General features: G+C 44.6%; 21 protein-coding genes. 5 read left to right on the top strand and 16 right to left on the bottom strand.

Features of this window, described 5'->3' with window-relative positions; genetic code table 11:
* Positions 1-7 precede the first annotated feature (7 nt).
* From relA to cysM, 3 genes are all read right to left on the bottom strand, one after another.
* Positions 8-2254: a GTP diphosphokinase gene (relA, locus tag DN730_RS10060; RefSeq protein ID WP_115467980.1), complete on the bottom strand. Its 2247-nt coding sequence runs from the start codon at positions 2252-2254 to the stop codon at positions 8-10.
* Between the two features lie 22 nt (positions 2255-2276).
* Positions 2277-3593 carry a 23S rRNA (uracil(1939)-C(5))-methyltransferase RlmD gene (gene rlmD / locus DN730_RS10055; RefSeq protein ID WP_115467979.1) on the bottom strand — a complete coding sequence of 439 codons (1317 nt, stop codon included), beginning with the start codon at positions 3591-3593 and terminating at the stop codon, positions 2277-2279.
* Positions 3594-3669: 76 nt separating this feature from the next.
* Positions 3670-4563 (bottom strand): cysteine synthase CysM, encoded by an 894-nt coding sequence (gene cysM, locus DN730_RS10050; protein ID WP_115467978.1) that lies wholly within the window; start codon positions 4561-4563, stop codon positions 3670-3672.
* Positions 4564-4706: 143 nt separating this feature from the next.
* On the opposite strand from cysM, the gene DN730_RS10045 reads away from it, so the two are divergent.
* Positions 4707-4931: a hypothetical protein gene (locus DN730_RS10045; RefSeq protein ID WP_115467977.1), complete on the top strand. Its 225-nt coding sequence runs from the start codon at positions 4707-4709 to the stop codon at positions 4929-4931.
* A 27-nt stretch (positions 4932-4958) separates the two neighbouring features.
* On the top strand, positions 4959-7859 hold the full coding sequence (locus DN730_RS10040) for a response regulator (protein WP_115467976.1): 2901 nt from the start codon (positions 4959-4961) through the stop codon (positions 7857-7859).
* Here DN730_RS10040 and acpS read toward each other — a convergent pair.
* The 8 genes from acpS to DN730_RS10000 form a co-directional block, all read right to left on the bottom strand.
* A complete protein-coding gene (gene acpS / locus DN730_RS10035) occupies positions 7786-8172 on the bottom strand; it encodes a holo-ACP synthase (protein WP_115467975.1) in 387 nt (128 codons plus the stop codon). The two genes, DN730_RS10040 and acpS, sit on opposite strands and share 74 nt — an antisense overlap.
* Positions 8169-8915, bottom strand: coding sequence for a DNA repair protein RecO (gene recO, locus DN730_RS10030; protein WP_115467974.1), 747 nt, complete (start codon positions 8913-8915; stop codon positions 8169-8171). The genes acpS and recO overlap by 4 nt, the downstream gene beginning before the upstream one ends.
* A gap of 5 nt (positions 8916-8920) precedes the next feature.
* Positions 8921-9835 (bottom strand): GTPase Era, encoded by a 915-nt coding sequence (gene era, locus DN730_RS10025; RefSeq protein WP_115467973.1) that lies wholly within the window; start codon positions 9833-9835, stop codon positions 8921-8923.
* Positions 9836-10513 carry a ribonuclease III gene (gene rnc, locus DN730_RS10020; protein WP_115467972.1) on the bottom strand — a complete coding sequence of 226 codons (678 nt, stop codon included), beginning with the start codon at positions 10511-10513 and terminating at the stop codon, positions 9836-9838.
* Positions 10514-10530: 17 nt separating this feature from the next.
* Positions 10531-11355 (bottom strand): signal peptidase I, encoded by an 825-nt coding sequence (gene lepB / locus DN730_RS10015; RefSeq protein ID WP_115467971.1) that lies wholly within the window; start codon positions 11353-11355, stop codon positions 10531-10533.
* Between the two features lie 54 nt (positions 11356-11409).
* The gene (gene lepA, locus DN730_RS10010) at positions 11410-13212 is read right to left on the bottom strand and encodes a translation elongation factor 4 (protein ID WP_115467970.1); all 1803 of its coding nucleotides are present in this window, start codon (positions 13210-13212) and stop codon (positions 11410-11412) included.
* Between the two features lie 226 nt (positions 13213-13438).
* Positions 13439-14179: a phage antirepressor gene (locus tag DN730_RS10005; protein WP_115467969.1), complete on the bottom strand. Its 741-nt coding sequence runs from the start codon at positions 14177-14179 to the stop codon at positions 13439-13441.
* Positions 14176-14586, bottom strand: a complete 411-nt coding sequence (locus DN730_RS10000) for a hypothetical protein (RefSeq protein ID WP_147290574.1) — start codon at positions 14584-14586, stop codon at positions 14176-14178. The genes DN730_RS10005 and DN730_RS10000 overlap by 4 nt, the downstream gene beginning before the upstream one ends.
* Before the next feature lie 367 nt (positions 14587-14953).
* On the opposite strand from DN730_RS10000, the gene DN730_RS09995 reads away from it, so the two are divergent.
* Complete coding sequence (locus tag DN730_RS09995; RefSeq protein WP_115467967.1) at positions 14954-15205, top strand: hypothetical protein; 252 nt, start codon at positions 14954-14956, stop codon at positions 15203-15205.
* A gap of 17 nt (positions 15206-15222) precedes the next feature.
* Positions 15223-15729, top strand: a complete 507-nt coding sequence (locus DN730_RS09990) for a type II toxin-antitoxin system YafO family toxin (RefSeq protein WP_115467966.1) — start codon at positions 15223-15225, stop codon at positions 15727-15729.
* Positions 15730-15775: 46 nt separating this feature from the next.
* On the opposite strand, the gene DN730_RS19445 is transcribed toward DN730_RS09990, so the two are convergent.
* Positions 15776-15931: a Com family DNA-binding transcriptional regulator gene (locus DN730_RS19445; protein ID WP_115467965.1), complete on the bottom strand. Its 156-nt coding sequence runs from the start codon at positions 15929-15931 to the stop codon at positions 15776-15778.
* Positions 15932-16154: 223 nt separating this feature from the next.
* Between DN730_RS19445 and DN730_RS19080 the strand changes: the two genes are divergently transcribed.
* Positions 16155-16316 carry a hypothetical protein gene (locus DN730_RS19080; protein ID WP_158541201.1) on the top strand — a complete coding sequence of 54 codons (162 nt, stop codon included), beginning with the start codon at positions 16155-16157 and terminating at the stop codon, positions 16314-16316.
* 87 nt (positions 16317-16403) lie between these two features.
* On the opposite strand, the gene DN730_RS09980 is transcribed toward DN730_RS19080, so the two are convergent.
* From DN730_RS09980 to DN730_RS09965, 4 genes are read right to left on the bottom strand one after another with little or no spacing between them, the layout of a single operon-like run.
* Complete coding sequence (locus DN730_RS09980; protein WP_115467964.1) at positions 16404-16640, bottom strand: hypothetical protein; 237 nt, start codon at positions 16638-16640, stop codon at positions 16404-16406.
* Positions 16621-16944, bottom strand: a complete 324-nt coding sequence (locus tag DN730_RS09975) for a hypothetical protein (protein ID WP_115467963.1) — start codon at positions 16942-16944, stop codon at positions 16621-16623. Before DN730_RS09975 ends, DN730_RS09980 begins: the two co-directional genes overlap by 20 nt.
* 9 nt (positions 16945-16953) lie before the next feature.
* Positions 16954-18165 (bottom strand): pyocin knob domain-containing protein, encoded by a 1212-nt coding sequence (locus DN730_RS19170; RefSeq protein WP_211313863.1) that lies wholly within the window; start codon positions 18163-18165, stop codon positions 16954-16956.
* 9 nt (positions 18166-18174) lie between these two features.
* Entirely contained in the window at positions 18175-18441 is a 267-nt protein-coding gene (locus DN730_RS09965) for a hypothetical protein (protein ID WP_115467962.1), read from the bottom strand.
* Positions 18442-18444: the final 3 nt, after the last annotated feature.

Here is an 18444-nt window from a genome sequence, read left to right as displayed (position 1 = left end):
TCGTATCTCATTTATCTCGCTCCCTGAAAACATTCAGGACATTGGGTAATTGGTTGATACGATGCAACAACTTAGACAAAACACTGATTTCCCCAACTTCAATCGTAAATCGAATCGACGCAGTATGATCTGCTTTGGCGGATAGTGTATTCATCGATAACAGGTTTACCGATTCGTTCGCTAGTAAAGCCGTAATATCATTCAATAGGCCTGTTCGATCATAGGCTTGAACCTGAATATTAACCGGGTAGAGGTTATCAAGTTCTTCCCCCCAACTGACTTCAACCACCCGCTCTGGCTCATCTAAAGTAAGCTGTGCCATATTGATACAATCTTGTCGATGCACCGATACACCACGCCCTTGGGTGATATAACCTACGATGTCATCCCCAGGTATGGGCGTGCAGCATTTGGCTATTTGAGTAAGCAACTTCCCTACACCACGAATGGTAATATCATTATCTGACGACTTATGACGACTTTTCTTAACGCGTATAGGACGCACTGCTGGTGTGCCATCTAGGCCATGCTGCTCATCGATAATCCGCAAAACTCGAGACAACTGAAGATCACCAGCACCCAGTGCAACATATACTTCTTCACCATTTGAAAAGTTACAGCGCTCAGCAATAGCTTTAAAGTCGAGTTTACTCTCTTCAATACCTAGACGTTTAAGCTGTTTGTCGAGGACATTACGACCCGCTTCATAGTTCTTTTCACGATCCTCTCTACGAAACCAGCTGTGTATTTTTGCTCGGGCTCGGTTAGTGTTTACATAACCCAATGCGGGGTGCAACCAGTCTCGACTAGGCCCACCTTCTTTCGTCGTCAATATTTCGACTTTATCGCCCGTTTTTAAGTGAGTCACCAACGATATGATTTTGCCATTTACTTTTGCTCCACGACATCGATGACCAATCTCAGTATGCACCCGATACGCAAAGTCTACCGCTGTCGCATTAACGGGCAAGTCAACAACATGACCACCCGGCGTGAAAACATAGATACGATCCTGCTCGATATCATTGCGCACTTGCTCACTGAGCGACTCTAAATCACCCTGCACTTCATGAAAATCTAAAATGGTGCGCAACCATTGCAGTTTCTCTTCGTAGCTTGAGCTGTTTGAAGATAAATCTGTGCCTTTGTATTTCCAATGAGCACATACACCCAGCTCTGCATCTTCATGCATTTTATGAGTACGAATTTGAATCTCTAAGGCACGGCCTCTGGGGCCCATCACTGCAGTATGAAGCGATTGATAACCATTAGATTTCGGGTTGCTAATGTAATCATCAAATTCTTGGGGGATTGGCTTCCAAAGATTGTGGACGATCCCTAGAACACCGTAACACTGCATTGGTTCGTCAACTAAAATCCGAACAGCCCGAACATCATATACTTCATCAAAGCCGATGTTTTTTCGACGCATTTTTCGCCAAATACTGTATATGTGTTTTGCTCGCCCCATAATATCCGCATGGATGTCGATTGCTTCCATTCGCTCACGCAATACCGATATCACGTCTTCGATGAACTGCTGGCGATCAAGGCGCTTTTCGTCCAATAAGGTGGCTATGCGTTTGTATTCACTCGGATAAAGATAACGGAAGGATAGATCTTCAAGCTCCCACTTAATATGCCCTATACCCAATCGATGGGCTAACGGGGCGTAGACACTTTGCACCTCTAGAGCAACCGCTTCTTTGCGATCATGGTCTTGGTGCTTTGCCTCTTTAATCGCGCATGCTCTTTCAGCTAATTTGATCAGTACAACACGAATATCATCGATAATGGATACAAGCATTTTCCGCAATGATTCGAGTTGGTTGTCGTTGCTACCTAAAACTTCGGCAGTAGCATCTTTGGAGAGGTTTTTTGATACTTCCCCCATGCGCATAACCCCTTCAACTAGAGAGGCTACTTTTCGACCAAACATATCGCTAACTTTGGATAGGTCTAACTGATCTTCTCGTACGACACGATATAGAGCTGCCGCAATCAATGAATCTTGATCCGCTCGGAAACCTGCAAGTATCTCAACCATCTCAAGACCTGCACGAAACGTACTGGCTTGCGGCCCCCAAAAAGACGGTCGGCCTGAGGCAGCTTCCGCCTGACGCGCAAGAGCACAGGCCATGCGTAATGGCACTCGACTGCCTTCGTCGATCTTATCTGAAAATTGTGACATCCAAGCATCGATGTCAACGGAACCATCCGCAAGTACAGGGTGATCCTTTCGCACTGTAACCATAAACTGCCCTTTTGGTATCTTTTTACACTTTCTGCAGTAACATCATTGTTTCAATATGAGTGGTTTGAGGAAACATATCCATCATACAAACCTTAGTCACTCGAAATCCTTTTTCAACTAAGTACGCAACATCTCGTGCGAGCGTTGCAGCATTGCAAGAAACATACAATATATAGTCAGGGTTTAACGTGACTAACGTTGGCAGAAACTCCAACGCCCCCGCTCTAGGGGGATCCAACAAAACCTTACTAACATTGGCTTTTTTAATCTTGTTCGGTGGTGATTGTGTAAGATCCGCAGCAATGAACTCCACATTGCTAAGGTTAGCTTGCTCAGCATTTAAACGCCCCTTGTCAACCATTGACTCTACTGCTTCTATTGCAAGAACCCGACCAGCTCGCTTTGCCAGAGGTAATGAGAAGTTACCCGCACCACAAAATAGGTCCAATACGACATCGTCAGCCGTTAATTCCAACCAGTCCACAGCCTGTGACACCATTGACAAATTAATGGTTTCATTCACTTGAATAAAGTCTTGGGGATGAAAATTAATCTGAGAATTGTCAACACTGTAAAAATGTGAGGCGTCACACACGACACGCTCTTCATCTGGCTGCTGCCAATATAGTGCAACGCCCTGCGACTGAGCCCAATGATCGAGCAAAGTTTTCTCAGCCTGGTTAGCTGAACGAGCCAAACGCAAGACGACACTTGCCCCTTGAGCATCTTCCAAAAGCTCAATATGACCAATCTTTGCTGTTAATGGGGTTTTCAATAATTCTAGGCGAAGCGCCTGATAAACTTCCTGTAAAGCAGGAACTAAAACAGGACACATCTTCACATCGACGATCCCCTTTGAGGACTTCTCTCGAAAACCAATAAACACGTCACCTTTCTTAGCAAGCACGGCTAAACGAGCGCGGCGGCGGTATGAAAACTCCTGCGTACTAAGCATCGAGATGTAAGAAGGGATCTCAATATGACGTAGCTGATTCTTCAGCCATTCAACTTTCAAATCTCGCTGGCCGTCGATATTTAGGTGCTGAAGCTGACATCCTCCACACTGGGAAAAATGCTCACACTCAGGTATTTGGCGCTGAGAACTAGCTGTCAGTATTTTAGTCGTGACGGCCTGATTCAGTTTGCTATTTTCCTTGGTGATTCGAGCCTCAACGCTCTCACCTTTTAAAGCACCTTCAACAAAAGTCACTTTGCCACTCTCTCGGGCTAAACCATTTCCTTCGTTTGTCATATCCTCAATATTGAGAATGCGAATCGGATTAATAGGAGACGTGGCCTTCTTACGACCATGAGGGCGGCGAGGAGATCTGCTTTTCAAGGTTCTATCTCTAGCAAAAAAAAGTGGGCCAATAATACCGCATATCGTGCTCTCTACCTAGGCTAGGCATTGCCAATCAATCATTGAAAACACCCGTTGATAAATAACGATCACCACGATCACATATAATTGCCACAATTACGGCATTTTCAACTTGCTCAGAAAGTCTTAACGCGGCGCTAACTGCTCCACCAGACGATACACCACAGAAAATCCCTTCTTCTTTGGCAAGTCGTCGCATTGTAATTTCAGCATCATTTTGTTCCACATCCATTACATGGTCGACGCGACTTTCATCAAATATTGAAGGAAGATATTCTCTCGGCCAACGGCGTATCCCGGGAATACTACTGCCTTCAGACGGCTGCAAACCAATAATCTGTACCTCTGAATTTTGTTCTTTAAGGTATCTTGATATCCCCATAATCGTGCCGGTAGTTCCCATCGAACTGACAAAATGCGTGACAGTTCCTTCAGTTTGTTGCCAAATTTCTGGGCCTGTCGATACGTAATGAGCATTTGGATTATCGTCATTTCCAAACTGATTCAGAACTTTCCCCTTTCCCGCAGCTTCCATTTCTGCCGCCAAGTCTCTGGCTCGCTCCATACCTTCTTCTTTGGTCACAAGATGCAAAACTGCTCCGTAGGCGGACATCGCTGATTTCCGCTCTTGGCTCATATTGTCTGGCATGATCAAGTGCATGGTATACCCCTTAATCGCAGCCGCCATGGCCAACGCAATTCCCGTATTACCGCTGGTGGCTTCGATTAAACTGTCACCTGGCTTGATGCCCCCCCTGCGTTCTGCTTCGGCGATCATGTTAAGCGCTGGACGATCTTTTACTGAACCTGCGGGATTTTGACCTTCAAGTTTAAGCAAAATTGTATTGCTTGGATTAGGATTTATACGTTGCAGCTTCACAACGGGAGTGTTGCCAATAATGGATTCAATTGTTGGATATTCTTTCATAAAAGCCAGATACTAGAGATTCGTTTAAAATTAATGTTTTACGCTTTGTAACTAGAACCTATTAGAAAGCACTTCAAATTCAGATTACAATACAAAGTCGTTATAAACTTAGGTCTATACTATTGCATTAGGAGTGACAAACCATGCGTATGCCGATAACTGTTGGTACCATTTTAGTGATAGCCTCGCTGTCTGGCTGTGATATGTTCGCAGGTCCATCCGCAGATATACCCGATGCGGAGCTTCGTAAGAAATGGCGTGAGTGCAAAACCATCAGCAACCCCTCACGAACAAAAGTACTTGCTTGTGAAAACTACGAACGCGAATGTGCAAGACGAAAAGGTAAAGGTAACATAGCTTGCTACTAGATTGGCCTTAGATAAGTAGGAAATTCAATGCGCGACACGCCACCCGTTTCAATCCAATCCGCGCTTTGGAGAGCTATCTTTATCCCCATATTAGCACTCAGCTTGCTGGCAGCTATTTACTCGTCCGTCAATCAAACTTTTAAGCAGATTGACCAATTTGAACAAATCAACATTTATCTCGCCGAACAATCAGCCAGCGCCAGCGAATATGCTCTACTTTTTAACGACCAAAACTTACTGTCTAACAATATTCAAAGCTTACTGCGTCAACCTGATGTTGTTGGTGTAAGCTACTATGATAGCAAAGGTCGTCGTATTGATAGTCTAGGTACAGAGCATAAAGCTTCTGTCGATCTGCAACCAGATTCAGAACATTTCTATATAAAAAAACGTGATTTGTTTGTCGTAATTGTTCCTGTTTTTTATTCAAGTAACGACAATGCAAACCTCAACAATCTCTCCAACTCAAACACCGACTCTCAACAATTATCAATAGTAGGTGCTACGGCCAGCAACGAAGGGCCTAACCGCGATCTACTTGGCTGGATTCAAGTTTTAGCATCCACCAATGATTTACTTCTAAGCATCATCAGCAACATTGCTGCCAGCCTTCTATACGTCATCACTTTCTTGATTGGCTGTGGTTTTGCATGTCGTTGGTACATTCGACACTGCACGAGACCTTGGTCACACACTGTTGATGCGGTCACCCACATCGCGAATGGAGATTACGCAAAAGCTCGGGATATACAGCTCCCCGTAAACATGCTTCAGACCAAAAGCGAACTTCGCTACATCGCCAATCGCCTGGACAATTATCGCTCCGAGCTAGAAGAAGAGATCGCACAAACGACACAGGAAGCTCGCGAGCATGCTCTGCAACTGGAAGAAAAAAGTGCTCAATTACACATAGCTAATAAAGAAGCAACGGAATCAAACCGTTTAAAATCACAATTTCTGGCAAACATATCTCATGAAGTCAGAACCCCTCTCAATGCTATTTTAGGTTACACACAACTGTTACAAAAAGATGATCTTGGTAATCAACAACGCTCTTACGTCGATACCATAGAACTCTCTACGAATAACTTACTGGCAACTATCGGAGATATCTTGGACTTTTCTAAAATTGAGGCCGGCAAACTCATTTTAGAACCAAGCGACTTCAATTTAAGAGATATCATCGATGAAGTCTTTCAAACGCTGTCCTCGACACTTCTAAACGACGACAAAAACATAGATCTCATTCCATCGTATAGCGCTCAATTGCCTGAATGGGTAAGAGGTGATGCGGTGCGCGTACGGCAGATTCTTACAAACCTAGTTGGGAATGCAATCAAATTCACGCAGGCTGGATCAGTACAAGTAATCGCTACGTTAACGAGCCAGAGCAAAAACACATTAGGAATCAGTATTCAAGTCATTGATACAGGGATGGGCATCCCAGATGACAAACTCAATCAACTATTCAAACCTTTTTCTCAAGTCGACCCTAGCCGCTCACGGAACTTTGCAGGTACAGGCCTAGGGCTAGTGATCACCAGAAAGCTCATTGAGCAAATGAATGGATCCATTAACGTAACCAGTGAACTTGGCCGAGGATCAAATTTCTATTTTAGTATTCAGTTAACCCCCTCTGATAAGTGCAGCACCCCTCTGCAGCCATTGAACAAGCATGTTCTTATCATGGAGCCCAATACCAATTATCGTAACTATCTAAGAAGCTGCTTAGATGACATTGAGGTCACTTATGAATACACCAATACAATTGACCAGCTCGTCAGTACACTTCACAAGAAAAATAAGCCGTTCGATTGCGCCTTATTGCATGTAGAAAGCACCGCTCAAACTAGTCAAGATACTCATCAACTCGTCCAGTATTTAAGCACGCGCTTTAACGTCCCTTGCATTTTAATGACGAAGCCGACCGGCTATATCTCTCAACATTCTCAATTACACCAATCTGTAAGCCACATTTTGTTAAAGCCTATAAATCCAAGCAAACTCTATCAAGCACTGACAAATGTTGAAATCAATCAAACCGCATTTGATGCTAAACATAGTTTAACCATCCCAGATGATGACCCTAAAACTGACCACGTGAACGTGACTGACAATCACATAAATCTATCGGGAATTCATATCCTTGCAGTAGATGACACCCCTATAAACTTGCAACTATTAGGCCACTGGCTTGACCCACATGGAATCAAACTTAGCCTAGCGTATTCAGGGATTCAGGCCATTGATATGGCAGAAAATCAGCAGTTTGATTTGATTTTGATGGATATCCAGATGCCGCAAATGGATGGAATGGAAACCACTAAACGTCTGCGACAAATGGCAGCATATAAAGAAACTCCTATTATTGCGCTAACGGCTCACGCTCTAGCAGAAGAACAGCAATCTATATTGGCCAGCGGCATGAACGCCTATTTAACCAAACCCGTTAACGAAGATATCCTAATCAACACCATATTGAAGTGGTGCCATGAAGAGCGAAATCATAGCACTCAAGTTTCTCAACAAATTGCTCAAGTTTTCCATCTTGATCGAGCACTCTCGATGGCTGGGAATAAAACAAATGCAGCAAAAGAGCTTTTTGAAATGTTCATGGAGTCTTTAAAAGAAGACAAAAGGCTGCTCCATCACCACTATCAAGCCCAAGATCTGAATAAACTGATTGCTACCGTACACAGAATTCATGGCGCCAGTAAGTACTCAGGAACCATTGAAGTAACGAAGCATGCAAACTTTTTAGAAACACACCTAAAAGAGTTAGGTTTTGACGAAGTTGATGAAATATTCCAAGATTTTACAGACGCAATTAGCCGCCTAGAGAATATACAAACTCTTATTCCATGGCCTCCAGCGTCACAAACGCAAGCGCATAATGATGCTCATCAGATAAACTCAAAAACCAACTAGCGGACTCTCCAAGCATATTTTCAATCACCTCATCCACTTCTAAATAAGGTTGCCCAGACGGCCGATTTTTCACGCAAAAGTGTTGAAAACTCACACCGGAGCCAAAACCCGTTCCCATTGCTTTAACCGCCGCCTCTTTTGCTGCAAAACGTTTCGCAACAAAAGCATCCGCTTTTTCCCTTTGAGCAATAGCATAATACTGCTCCTGTTCTGAGGGCGTCAGTATTCGCTTAATAAATTTAGCACCTAAACGTTCAATTGAAGCAGAAATCCGCTTAATTTCGACAATATCGGTTCCTACACCAATAATCATATATAGTCCTTGTACTCGAATACGGGTACCTGCCAAAGCCGCCTACCTTCATGGGAACGCGAGGGTAACAGGGAACGAGATTTCAAAGTTTTTCCTCCTAAGGCGTTATCTAACCAAGCCCGATGGAGCTCTTTTGCCATAGCCAATACCGCTTTATCCGTCCATTTTCCATCGGCATAAGCCTGCGCGATCCGTCCATCAAGATAAATTATGGGTCTTACTTTAGGCTGATCTCCAAAATAAGGTCGCAAACCGAACTTCGCATGAAACTGATACAGCTGAAGTGGCTGTAATGGATCGCCTCGCGCAGTACTTGCCATATTGATGGCAATGCCAAGCTCTTCAAACAACCCAATTTCAAATCGACGTAGCAAGGGCGCGATAGAAACACCTTGACGAAGATTATTAACCAACCATTGATAGAGTAAAAATAGTGATTCCAATGGCAGATTCGTCGGCACTAATCGCTCTATAATCTCATGTACGTAAAAAGCACTGTATAGGCTATTTCCTTGAAGTGTCGAGCCACTTTCCAATGCCTCAATAGATCTAATGGTCTTAAGCTCTCCACGTCCCGCAAGCTCTATCTCATGCAATAAAAAAGACCCGGGGGTTGCCCGAGCCTCTTTTGCATTACGTCTAAGTACGCAGCGAACCAATCCCAACTCTTTTGTAAACAGATCTACTAATATTTTAGCATCCTGAAACGGCCGCGTATGGATCACATACCCTGTCACTCGCACTAAAATTACTCGTCTTGATACCCTAAACTAGCCAACGCACGTTCATCATCAGACCACCCTGAACGTACTTTGACCCATAGATTCAGCATCACTTTCTGCTGAAATAAGTTTTCCATATCAATTCGAGCTTCTTTGCCTATTAGTTTAATTTTAGAGCCTTTATCACCTATGATAATGCGCTTCTGTCCGTCACGCTCCACTAAGATCAACGCGCTGATGTGGATTGTGGCCCCCTCAAAAACAAACTCTTCAATTTGTACTGCCACTTCATATGGAACTTCCTGCCCCAGTTGTCGTGTAATTTTCTCTCGTACAATTTCTGACGCCAAAAATCGTGAACTGCGATTGGTAATTTGATCTTCGGGGTAATACTGGCTACCTTCAGGGATATAGCTTTCAACTAACGCTTCTAGTCGATCTAAATTTTTGTTTCGCAACGCAGAAATAGGCACTATTTGCGCGAAATCCATCTTCTCAGAAAGCTCCATCATTCTTGGTAATAGAGCGTCCCTCTCTTCCAACTTATCGATTTTATTGACGACAAGCACAACCGGACAATCAACAAAACGGAGCTTAGATAGCACAACATCATCTTCATCTGTCCAACGCTCGGCATCGATAACAAACAACACCACGTCCACATCTTTCAATGCAGACGATGCTGTACGATTCATAAAGCGGTTTATGGCTTTGTCCTGACCTTTATGCAAACCGGGGGTATCAACATATACCGTTTGAATATGGCCTTTGGTTTGAACACCTAATATCTGGTCACGAGTCGTTTGCGGTTTACGGGACGTAATGGATAGCTTTTGACCCAATATGTGATTCATTAGCGTAGATTTGCCAACATTTGGCCTACCCACAATCGCCACAAATCCACAATGGGTAATGTCCTGTATAGCTTCTTCGTTTTGCATCTATTTCTTTTCCAATTGTTTAAGCGCTATTGCTGCGGCATTCTGTTCAGCTATACGACGACTGTTACCTTTACCTTCCACAGGAGCCTCGAACAACTCAATTTGGCAATAGACAAAAAATGTTTGCGCATGGGGCTCGCCAACAATATCGACGACTTCATATTGCGGCAAAGCATGCTTGCGCGCTTGCAAAAATTCCTGCAAGCGAGTCTTGGCATCCTTAGTTACGACCTTCAACGACGTCGCGTCAAGACGTTCTTTGTACCATTCCAAAATGTGCTGACGGCAAACATCCATACCGGCATCTAAATAGATTGCGCCAATGATCCCCTCCACTGCATCAGCGAGAATCGAATCACGACGAAACCCTCCACTCTTAAGTTCGCCAGCACCAAGCTTTAAGCAATCTCCAAGCTGAAATTCACGAGCCAGCTCAGCTAACGTATCTCCTTTCACCAGCGATGCTCGCAAACGGCTGAGCTCACCTTCTTTGGCTTTAGGAAAGCGGTGAAACAAATCTTCTGCGATGACGTAATTAAGAATAGAGTCACCCAAAAATTCTAGGCGCTCATTGTTTTTCCCACCAAAACTACGATGGGTAAGCGCCAACTCTAACAGCCCTAGATCAGCAAAAAAGTAACCTATGCGACGACTCAATTTTTCATAAAAAGAGTTCAAAACTTCTCCAAAAACGACTATTCAATTAAACCATTATTCTTAAAACTTGGGAGGCTAAAAAAATCATCCCAATGCAGCCAAACATAAAATGCTCGGCCTTTTAAATTCGCTTCTGGTACGAACCCCCAGACACGGCTATCAGCGCTGTTATCTCGGTTGTCTCCCATAACAAAATACTGCCCCTCAGGTACCACCCAGTCACCTTCTAGTGGATTGCGGCGATAACTTTTATATATCTGATGCTCCGCATCACCCAGTTGTTCTTCAAAGACCGCTACTGGCTCACGATTAGGGTTCAAAGAAACTGGAAGCTCAGCCAATAAATCTTCTTCAACTAGCTTCCCATTTATCATTAGACGCTTGTCGTGGTAACTGATCACATCACCAGGCAAGCCAACCATACGCTTAATATAGTTTAAGCTTGGGTTTTCTGGGTATTTAAATACGACAACATCACCGCGCTGCGGTTCTGTGGTTGGAATCAAAGTAGTATTCAAAACGGGTAGCCGGACACCATAGTCAAACTTGTTGACTAAAATAAAGTCACCAATCTTCAATGTTGGCAACATTGAACCAGACGGAATTTGAAACGGCTCTACGACAAATGATCGCAAACCAAATATCACAGCAATAATGACAAAATAAGACTTAGCCTCAAGCAACCATTTAGGGGTTCCAGCAAGTTTGAGCTTGGCCTCCTTATCTAACAAAGCCAACGCCTCAGGTGTCATGCCTGCCATGACTGCTTTACGCTTTGGTGCCCAAACAATGCGATCATAACCCCACGCAAGCGCCACAACGATAAATGCAACGGCGAGGATCAATTCAAAATCAAAATCCATACAGCTTCTCCAAGCAAAAGAGCCGCACTGAAATGCGGCCCTGGCTAAATCTTCTTAACTGTCTACTTTGAGCGCAGCGAGGAAGGCAGCTTGTGGAACTTCCACATTACCGACCTGTTTCATACGCTTTTTACCTTCTTTTTGCTTCTGAAGCAGTTTCTTCTTACGACTCACATCGCCGCCGTAACACTTCGCCGTAACGTTTTTACGCAATGCTTTTACCGTCGTTCGCGAAATAACTTTGGCTCCAACGGCCCCCTGAATGGCGACATCAAACATCTGACGAGGAATCAACTCCTTCATTTTTTCACACAACGCTCGGCCTTTTTGCTGAACATTATCTCGGTGCATAATTAGCGCAAGAGCATCCACTCGATCACCATTAATTAGTACATCCAAACGCACCAGTGGTGCCGCTTCAAAATGACTAAACGCATAGTCCAATGAGGCAAACCCACGACTGCAAGACTTAAGGCGATCGAAGAAATCCAATACTACTTCGTTCATTGGCATGTGATAACGTAACTGAACTTGACTACCGACATATAACATATCTTTTTGCATGCCACGCTTCTCAACACACAATGATATAACGTTACCTAAATATTCCTGAGGAACCAGAATATTTGCTTCGACAACTGGTTCACGCATCTCTTTGATAGAACCAGGGTCTGGCATCTTCGACGGGCTATCGACATTGATTATTTCACCCGAATTCAATTCTACTTCATATACTACCGTAGGCGCGGTAGTAATAAGGTCTAGGTCGTATTCGCGCTCCAATCGTTCCTGAATGATTTCCATGTGCAACATTCCGAGAAAGCCACAGCGAAAACCAAACCCAAGCGCATCCGATGACTCCGGCTCAAAAAATAGCGACGCGTCATTCAACGTTAACTTATCAAGTGCCTCTCGAAAGTCTTCGTAATCATCCGAACTTACAGGGAACAAACCTGCATAAACTTGCGGTTTTACTTTCTGGAAACCTTCAAGTTGGTCGACGTCAGGTGTACTAGAATGTGTAATCGTATCGCCCACAGGCGCACCATGGATATCTTTGATGCCAGCGATTACGTAACCTACTTCACCAGCCCGTAAGACACCAGTCTCCTTACGTTTCGGTGTGAAGATCCCGACACTGTCCACAGGAAAACTCTGCTTCGTGGATTTTATAAATATTTTATCTTTTTTACTAAGTGTGCCTTGTTTAATACGAACTAATGAAACAACACCTAAGTAATTATCAAACCAAGAGTCTATGATAAGTGCCTGTAGAGGCGCTTCGACATCTCCTTCAGGAGGGGGAATCGTTGCAACCAAACGCTCCAGTACATCATCGACACCGACACCTGTTTTTGCGGAACAAGTGACCGCATCCATTGCGTCAATACCAATAATTTCTTCAATTTCAGCACACACACGTTCAGGTTCTGCTTGTGGTAGGTCTATTTTGTTAAGCACTGGCATCACTTCAAGCCCCTGCTCAATAGCGGTATAACAGTTGGCTACTGATTGTGCTTCTACACCTTGAGCTGCATCGACTACCAATAACGCACCTTCACATGCCGCCAGAGAGCGAGACACTTCGTATGAAAAATCCACGTGACCAGGAGTGTCAATGAAGTTCAATTGATACACCTTGCCATCTTGAGCGTGGTAATCAAGCGTTACGCTCTGCGCTTTGATCGTGATGCCGCGTTCACGTTCGATGTCCATCGAATCTAGGACTTGAGCCGCCATTTCACGCTCAGTTAACCCTTCACACTTTTGTATAAAACGATCGGCCAGCGTTGATTTACCGTGGTCGATGTGGGCAATAATACTAAAATTGCGTATATGATTGATTTTATTAGACATTTTGACCCTAATTAAGCCCGTTGTAAAAATTTATGTACTCAACTGTGTACTTATCTTTGTGAGATACAACGGGATAAAATGAAATTAAAAGAAATAATTGCGCGGGATTATACAGCTTGAGCGCTATTGTTGATAGCAACTTATTTCTTGGTGGCCGTCACGAACGAGGATGTTATAGGTAAAGATTTAGAAGAAGCGCCCCCCTATCAGGGGCGCGCTGTATAACTTAATGAAGCTGTGGGTGGTGTTTATCCCACAATTGCTTGAGCTTCGTTAGCCCCTTTCCTGTCACCACGGTAGTCACGGATTGCTTTAATCCGTGCTCTGGGTGCTGAAAGTTGCTGAGCTTCACATTAAGTAAACCTTGTTCGATTTTCTCTTGGTATGGTTCGTTTCTTCGTGAAATCCAGCCAATATTGCGGAGAAAGTCGAATAAGCGCCGCTGGCCAGTGCCTATGATCTTAGCGGCTTCGGCAACGCTGATCGTATCGGGCGCTCGTTGAACTTGTTCAGTAAATGAGACTTTCGGTGCGGCCTCCTCTATCTGAGCGATTAGGTCTTGTTTCTCTTGCTCCAGCTTTAGCCGCTGCTCTTCGGACTCCAGTGCCATTTTGAGCACGTCCATTTTGCTGAGGTCTTCCGGCTTGTTTAGTGAGTATGAGCCTTGCTTGCGGATCGCTGGCAATACTTCACCCACCACCCACTCTTCAAATGCTTCGGCCTCTGGCATCTTGGAACGCATAACCAGCCGATAAACATCTCGTTCGGGAATAATTTGCATGTCTTGCGTTCCGCTTTCTGTAGGGAGGCGGTGTTTTACCGCCCCCTTGCAATGCTGCGATATAGCATCCCTCGAACGCTTATAGCCAAGCAACTCAGCAACATCTTTCGCTACAAACCATGGCTCACCTTCGCGCTCCACCACCCGAACTGGTGCAGAGTGAAATTGAAACGGCATAATGTTCATAGGTTTTCCTCCTGCTTTTCGAGCTGTACGCGCTGTGCAGCAATGTCATCCCATTGCTGTTGGGCTTTTGCTAGGTCTAAGTAAATGTCGCAAATGGATGCAGCCTTATAAAGCTGCTCTTCGAGGTAGCTGAAGAAGCCTACCCAGTGGCCTTTAGTGGCCGTTTGATCCTGAAAATCAATATCACCCGCAATATGGCCTAATAGGCCAGTGCCAGCGAGACTCGGATCGGATTGAATTTGCAATAAGTAACATGCCGCCAGTCTGCGGCCATTTAAGCACGCTAAGCGGTAGTTATCGGTTGGTGTGACATCCCAGTTTGACGCTGGGTCGTTGACTCCTAGGTGTTTAGAGGAAAAGCGAAAACGCTTGTTTAGAGTCGGCCTCTTGCCTGTTGTGATCATCATGATCCCCTTACAATTTTCTGAATTTTCCCAATAGCTGATTGGGTGTCAGGAGGTTCAGAACGGCTGTAAGAAACCGCGAGTAGCTTTCCCCGAAGGTATTGTATGACTACTGCCCTCCCGACATAACAGGAGTGCTGCCCATAAATTTTGGGCATAAAAAAGCCAACGCTGACGGGGTTGGTTGCTCATCCGCTTACAAGAGGTTCTGACGCCTCAAAACGGATAGTAGATCAGGGAATCAGAGATTGCAAACACGCTTTCATTTTTCACATTGTTTCAGTTGATCACAATTTAACCTTCTGGTAGATTTGCGCTTTGATTATATTAATACGATACTTGTAGATGTATTAACACAATGGTGATGACTATGAGCGCTACAACATTTAACTTTGTTAAAGCTGGACAAAAGAGAGGGCCTCATCGTATGAAAGGGCTTTCTCGTCGTTCAGCATCAAAAGTTAGCCCTGAAAAAACAGGGGGCGTTTCTGCGCGTAACGAATCTACTAGAGCCTATATGCCATCTGATGAGGCGGTTCGTATCTTAGCTGAAACGAGCTTAAAAGCTTACAGCAAAAAGCCCAATTCGGATTACAAAGATGAGGATTGGAGTTTCGTTTAACTTCTTGATTAAAGTACATGGAAGTAAAAGTATTTTTGTTCCCAGAACTAAACAAGCCTGAAAACTACCCCTCTTTAGAGCATTATTACACAGCTCGTGAACAGCTAAATAAGTTTCAATTAGACCTCAAGGCGTACAAGCTAGATCGCCTAGTTCGTGAGGTAGCTGATGACATGGCAAATCCAAATCTAATAGCCGAACATAACTTAACCTCTTACCCGCTTGATATACCCTACTTTGGCAAAGACAAGCCGAACGATAGGCCTGATGAAGCAGTTTATGCAGATATTTGGCATATCCATATAGCCACTACCAACTCTGAACTAAATCACAAAAACTGGCTCAATAAAGCTCAAGAGTTTCGCACTAGTGATCGCTTTATCATCTATTGCAGAGGCTTATTTAATCAAAATTATTTTTGTATATTAGCCGTTGAAGACCCACCAGCTCATGACAAGCTCAATGATGCAACTATTCAAGGCAACATGATTGCCGCCGCAAAGAGATTTCGGGAAAGATATTAGTTTATATCTGCTTACACTGCCCCCCCGCTGGCGCTTCCCGCCGATCCTAGGAATGATTGGTTTTGCCACGGTCTGGTACTCCGCAGTTGGCACTCGTGGTGCTCGCGTTTAACAGTTTGCAGCGCGGGCATTTAATCTCGATATAAGCAAACGCCCCTTTAGCTAATAATTTATTACATCTTTTGCATCGTAAATTTTGCATGTGAACCTACCAAAAGTTTTGATAGACTCTCCGCGCCTTGTCGACAAGGTGGGAAAGCCCTGGGTTGGTTCACGTAGCACGCTTACGTGATCTGACGGCTCACTGAAACTGGTACTTTCTTTGAGTCGCTTTCTCTCTACCACTCCCACGAGGGAGCTTTATGGATATCTTGGGCAGGATGCCCTACTCTTAAATCTCAACTAACAATCAAGGAAGATTGATCATGGAACAACTCTCACGCCTTTACTGCGAACTCGCCTCCGTTTTAATCGCAGACATCTCACAAGCCCCTACAGACTCTCAACCCGAACTCATTGAACAGATCGAAGAGCTGCAGGACTCACTCAAAGCCATCTTAAGGCAGAAAAGCGAGTGTCGAGATTAGTGCGCATCGATAGAAATACGCAGCGCTAGTACGCACTAGGCTGCGTATTTCTGGCACAAAAAAAGCGCTCAAGGCGCTGGTAGTAGACTAGGATTCAAGCTCATTAATAAGCTGCCGAGCCTCTTCCCGCTCTGCCAAAACTGAAGCATATTTTTCTATTAAGGCAGTATCATCAGCTCCAGTAATTCGAGCCTCACCGATCTTAGTAATTACCCAATCCGTGCTACTTAAAAGGGCTCTGGCATCTTTAATCTGTAACTCCTTTTCTCTGGCTAACTGCTCTGCCGCCAAATCATCTGCTGTTTTAATGTTCTTGAATGTCATGAATAACAGCCTCCTCTATAGGTTTCCAATTAATGGGACACGGCACTTCACCTTCCTCTAATTCAAAAGTGTAGTCGGCCCAGTCAGTAGGCTGACTAGGCTCTGCTAGAGAGCTATCGTAGTGATATTGAATAGTTACTTCATCGCGAGTGACTATGCCGATGAATGGTAAATCAGCTTCCGCTTGACCACCTTCAGGAATAACAGATAGATCGTAGTCTTGCTCGTCAATTGTCAAAATCATACCCGCAAGAGATACATTGGTTGTGTGGTCAGATGCCACAGGGGAAAGAATGATTTTCATGTGTACTCCTTAGAACCAGCGGCCGATAGCTGTACCGAACATAACTCTTTCACCCAAAACAGCAGAATCAAACTGGAACACGCAATAGCATTCGGATTGTGAAACTATATCGCTTTGATGCAGTACGTAGTTTTCTGCACTCCTATCTGCTCCTGTTGCCGTGTCTCTGGTTCCAGAAAATAACAAGGTATAATTTGTATCAATAAACAGTGCCGGCAAACTCCAGCTACTGTTTGTCTCAGGAGCAGATGAAAACGTTATTCTCAATGATGAGGATGTAATAACAATTTTTCTAGTACAAATCAGCGTCCCATCAGCAAACTTTGTATATTCACCATTTGCATTACTGCCGCGCTCAATAACAGCCCCAGTAGGTATGCCTGCAGATTGAGAGACAGTGGCGACCATGTTGCCTGTGTTGAGCGTCTTAAGCCAAGAAGACCATACCCCGCCGCTCCTGTGGCGGGTGTATAAATCGGGGCTTGCGCTACTGTATGGAATTGCTATTTGTGTACAGTTATAGATAGACCCATTCGTATAGAATAAATGTAGAACATACATGTCTGCATTTGCCGGACGATTGGGGCTATTAGCTAGTACTACAACAGTACAAAAGCCAGCTCCTCGATTAACATATTCCGACTCAGGCAATAGGTCATAGTCTACCGTTGCAACCCCAGCGATCCCCCCAATTCCAAAATCCCCCCGTTTCAATAACTTCGGCTGACCATTCACTCCATTTGATGTATCCGTGCTAGAGCTGGTCACATCATACCCAGCCGCCGTACCTTGGCTATCGACCATTGCCTGAAACAGGCGATCAACCTTAGGGAGGCTGTAAAACGTTGCGCTCTCTCCATCTGGGGCAGTCAGAGTGACGTCTTTGTCTTCAAGTGCGTACTCCTCGAGTTTTTTATGCACTTCTATTGCATAGGCTTGAAGATCCGCTGCTTTCTCAGTGGCTGTATTCAGTGCCGAGCCGCCCATTGGGATGATTTGGGCAGGCTGACCGCTGATGTTGGAGCCCGCCCACGGCGCGGCAAGTGTTAGCGTGCTGTTACCACTTCCGTCAGGCGCGGTGCCCTGCTTGATTTCTGCAAGCAAACCACCTATTTGTAGTGCCCACCCACTTAGCACTCCCGATAAGTCATGATTGCCTGTGATTGCTACGGTAGAGTCGCCATTGTTCACGCTGGCATTGTCGATGTAATGAAAGGCCATTGGTCTTCCTTATCTGATATTAATATTGAACAGGACACCACAAGCATTAAGCCCGTAGCCATCTTCTTGCTGATCGATCGCTGATACATGCTCACAAAAAAAGGCGCTGTCGCGCCTTTGATTGAGTGTCTCGAATCGTATGTATCCGAGTGTTGGATTGAGATCAATTTCGGGTGAATCCCGCCCTCGATCGTGTACGGCCAAGCCCGTTTGAAAGCGCTGATGTGCGCACCCAGCGAGCATGAACAGCATCGCCAAAATTATGAGTTGCTTCATTGA

This window comes from Marinomonas piezotolerans, assembly GCF_003362755.1.
Classification (GTDB): Bacteria; Pseudomonadota; Gammaproteobacteria; order Pseudomonadales; family Marinomonadaceae; genus Marinomonas; species Marinomonas piezotolerans.
Note: the sequence above shows the minus strand (reverse complement) of the source record. Positions and strands in the feature narration are given on the sequence as shown.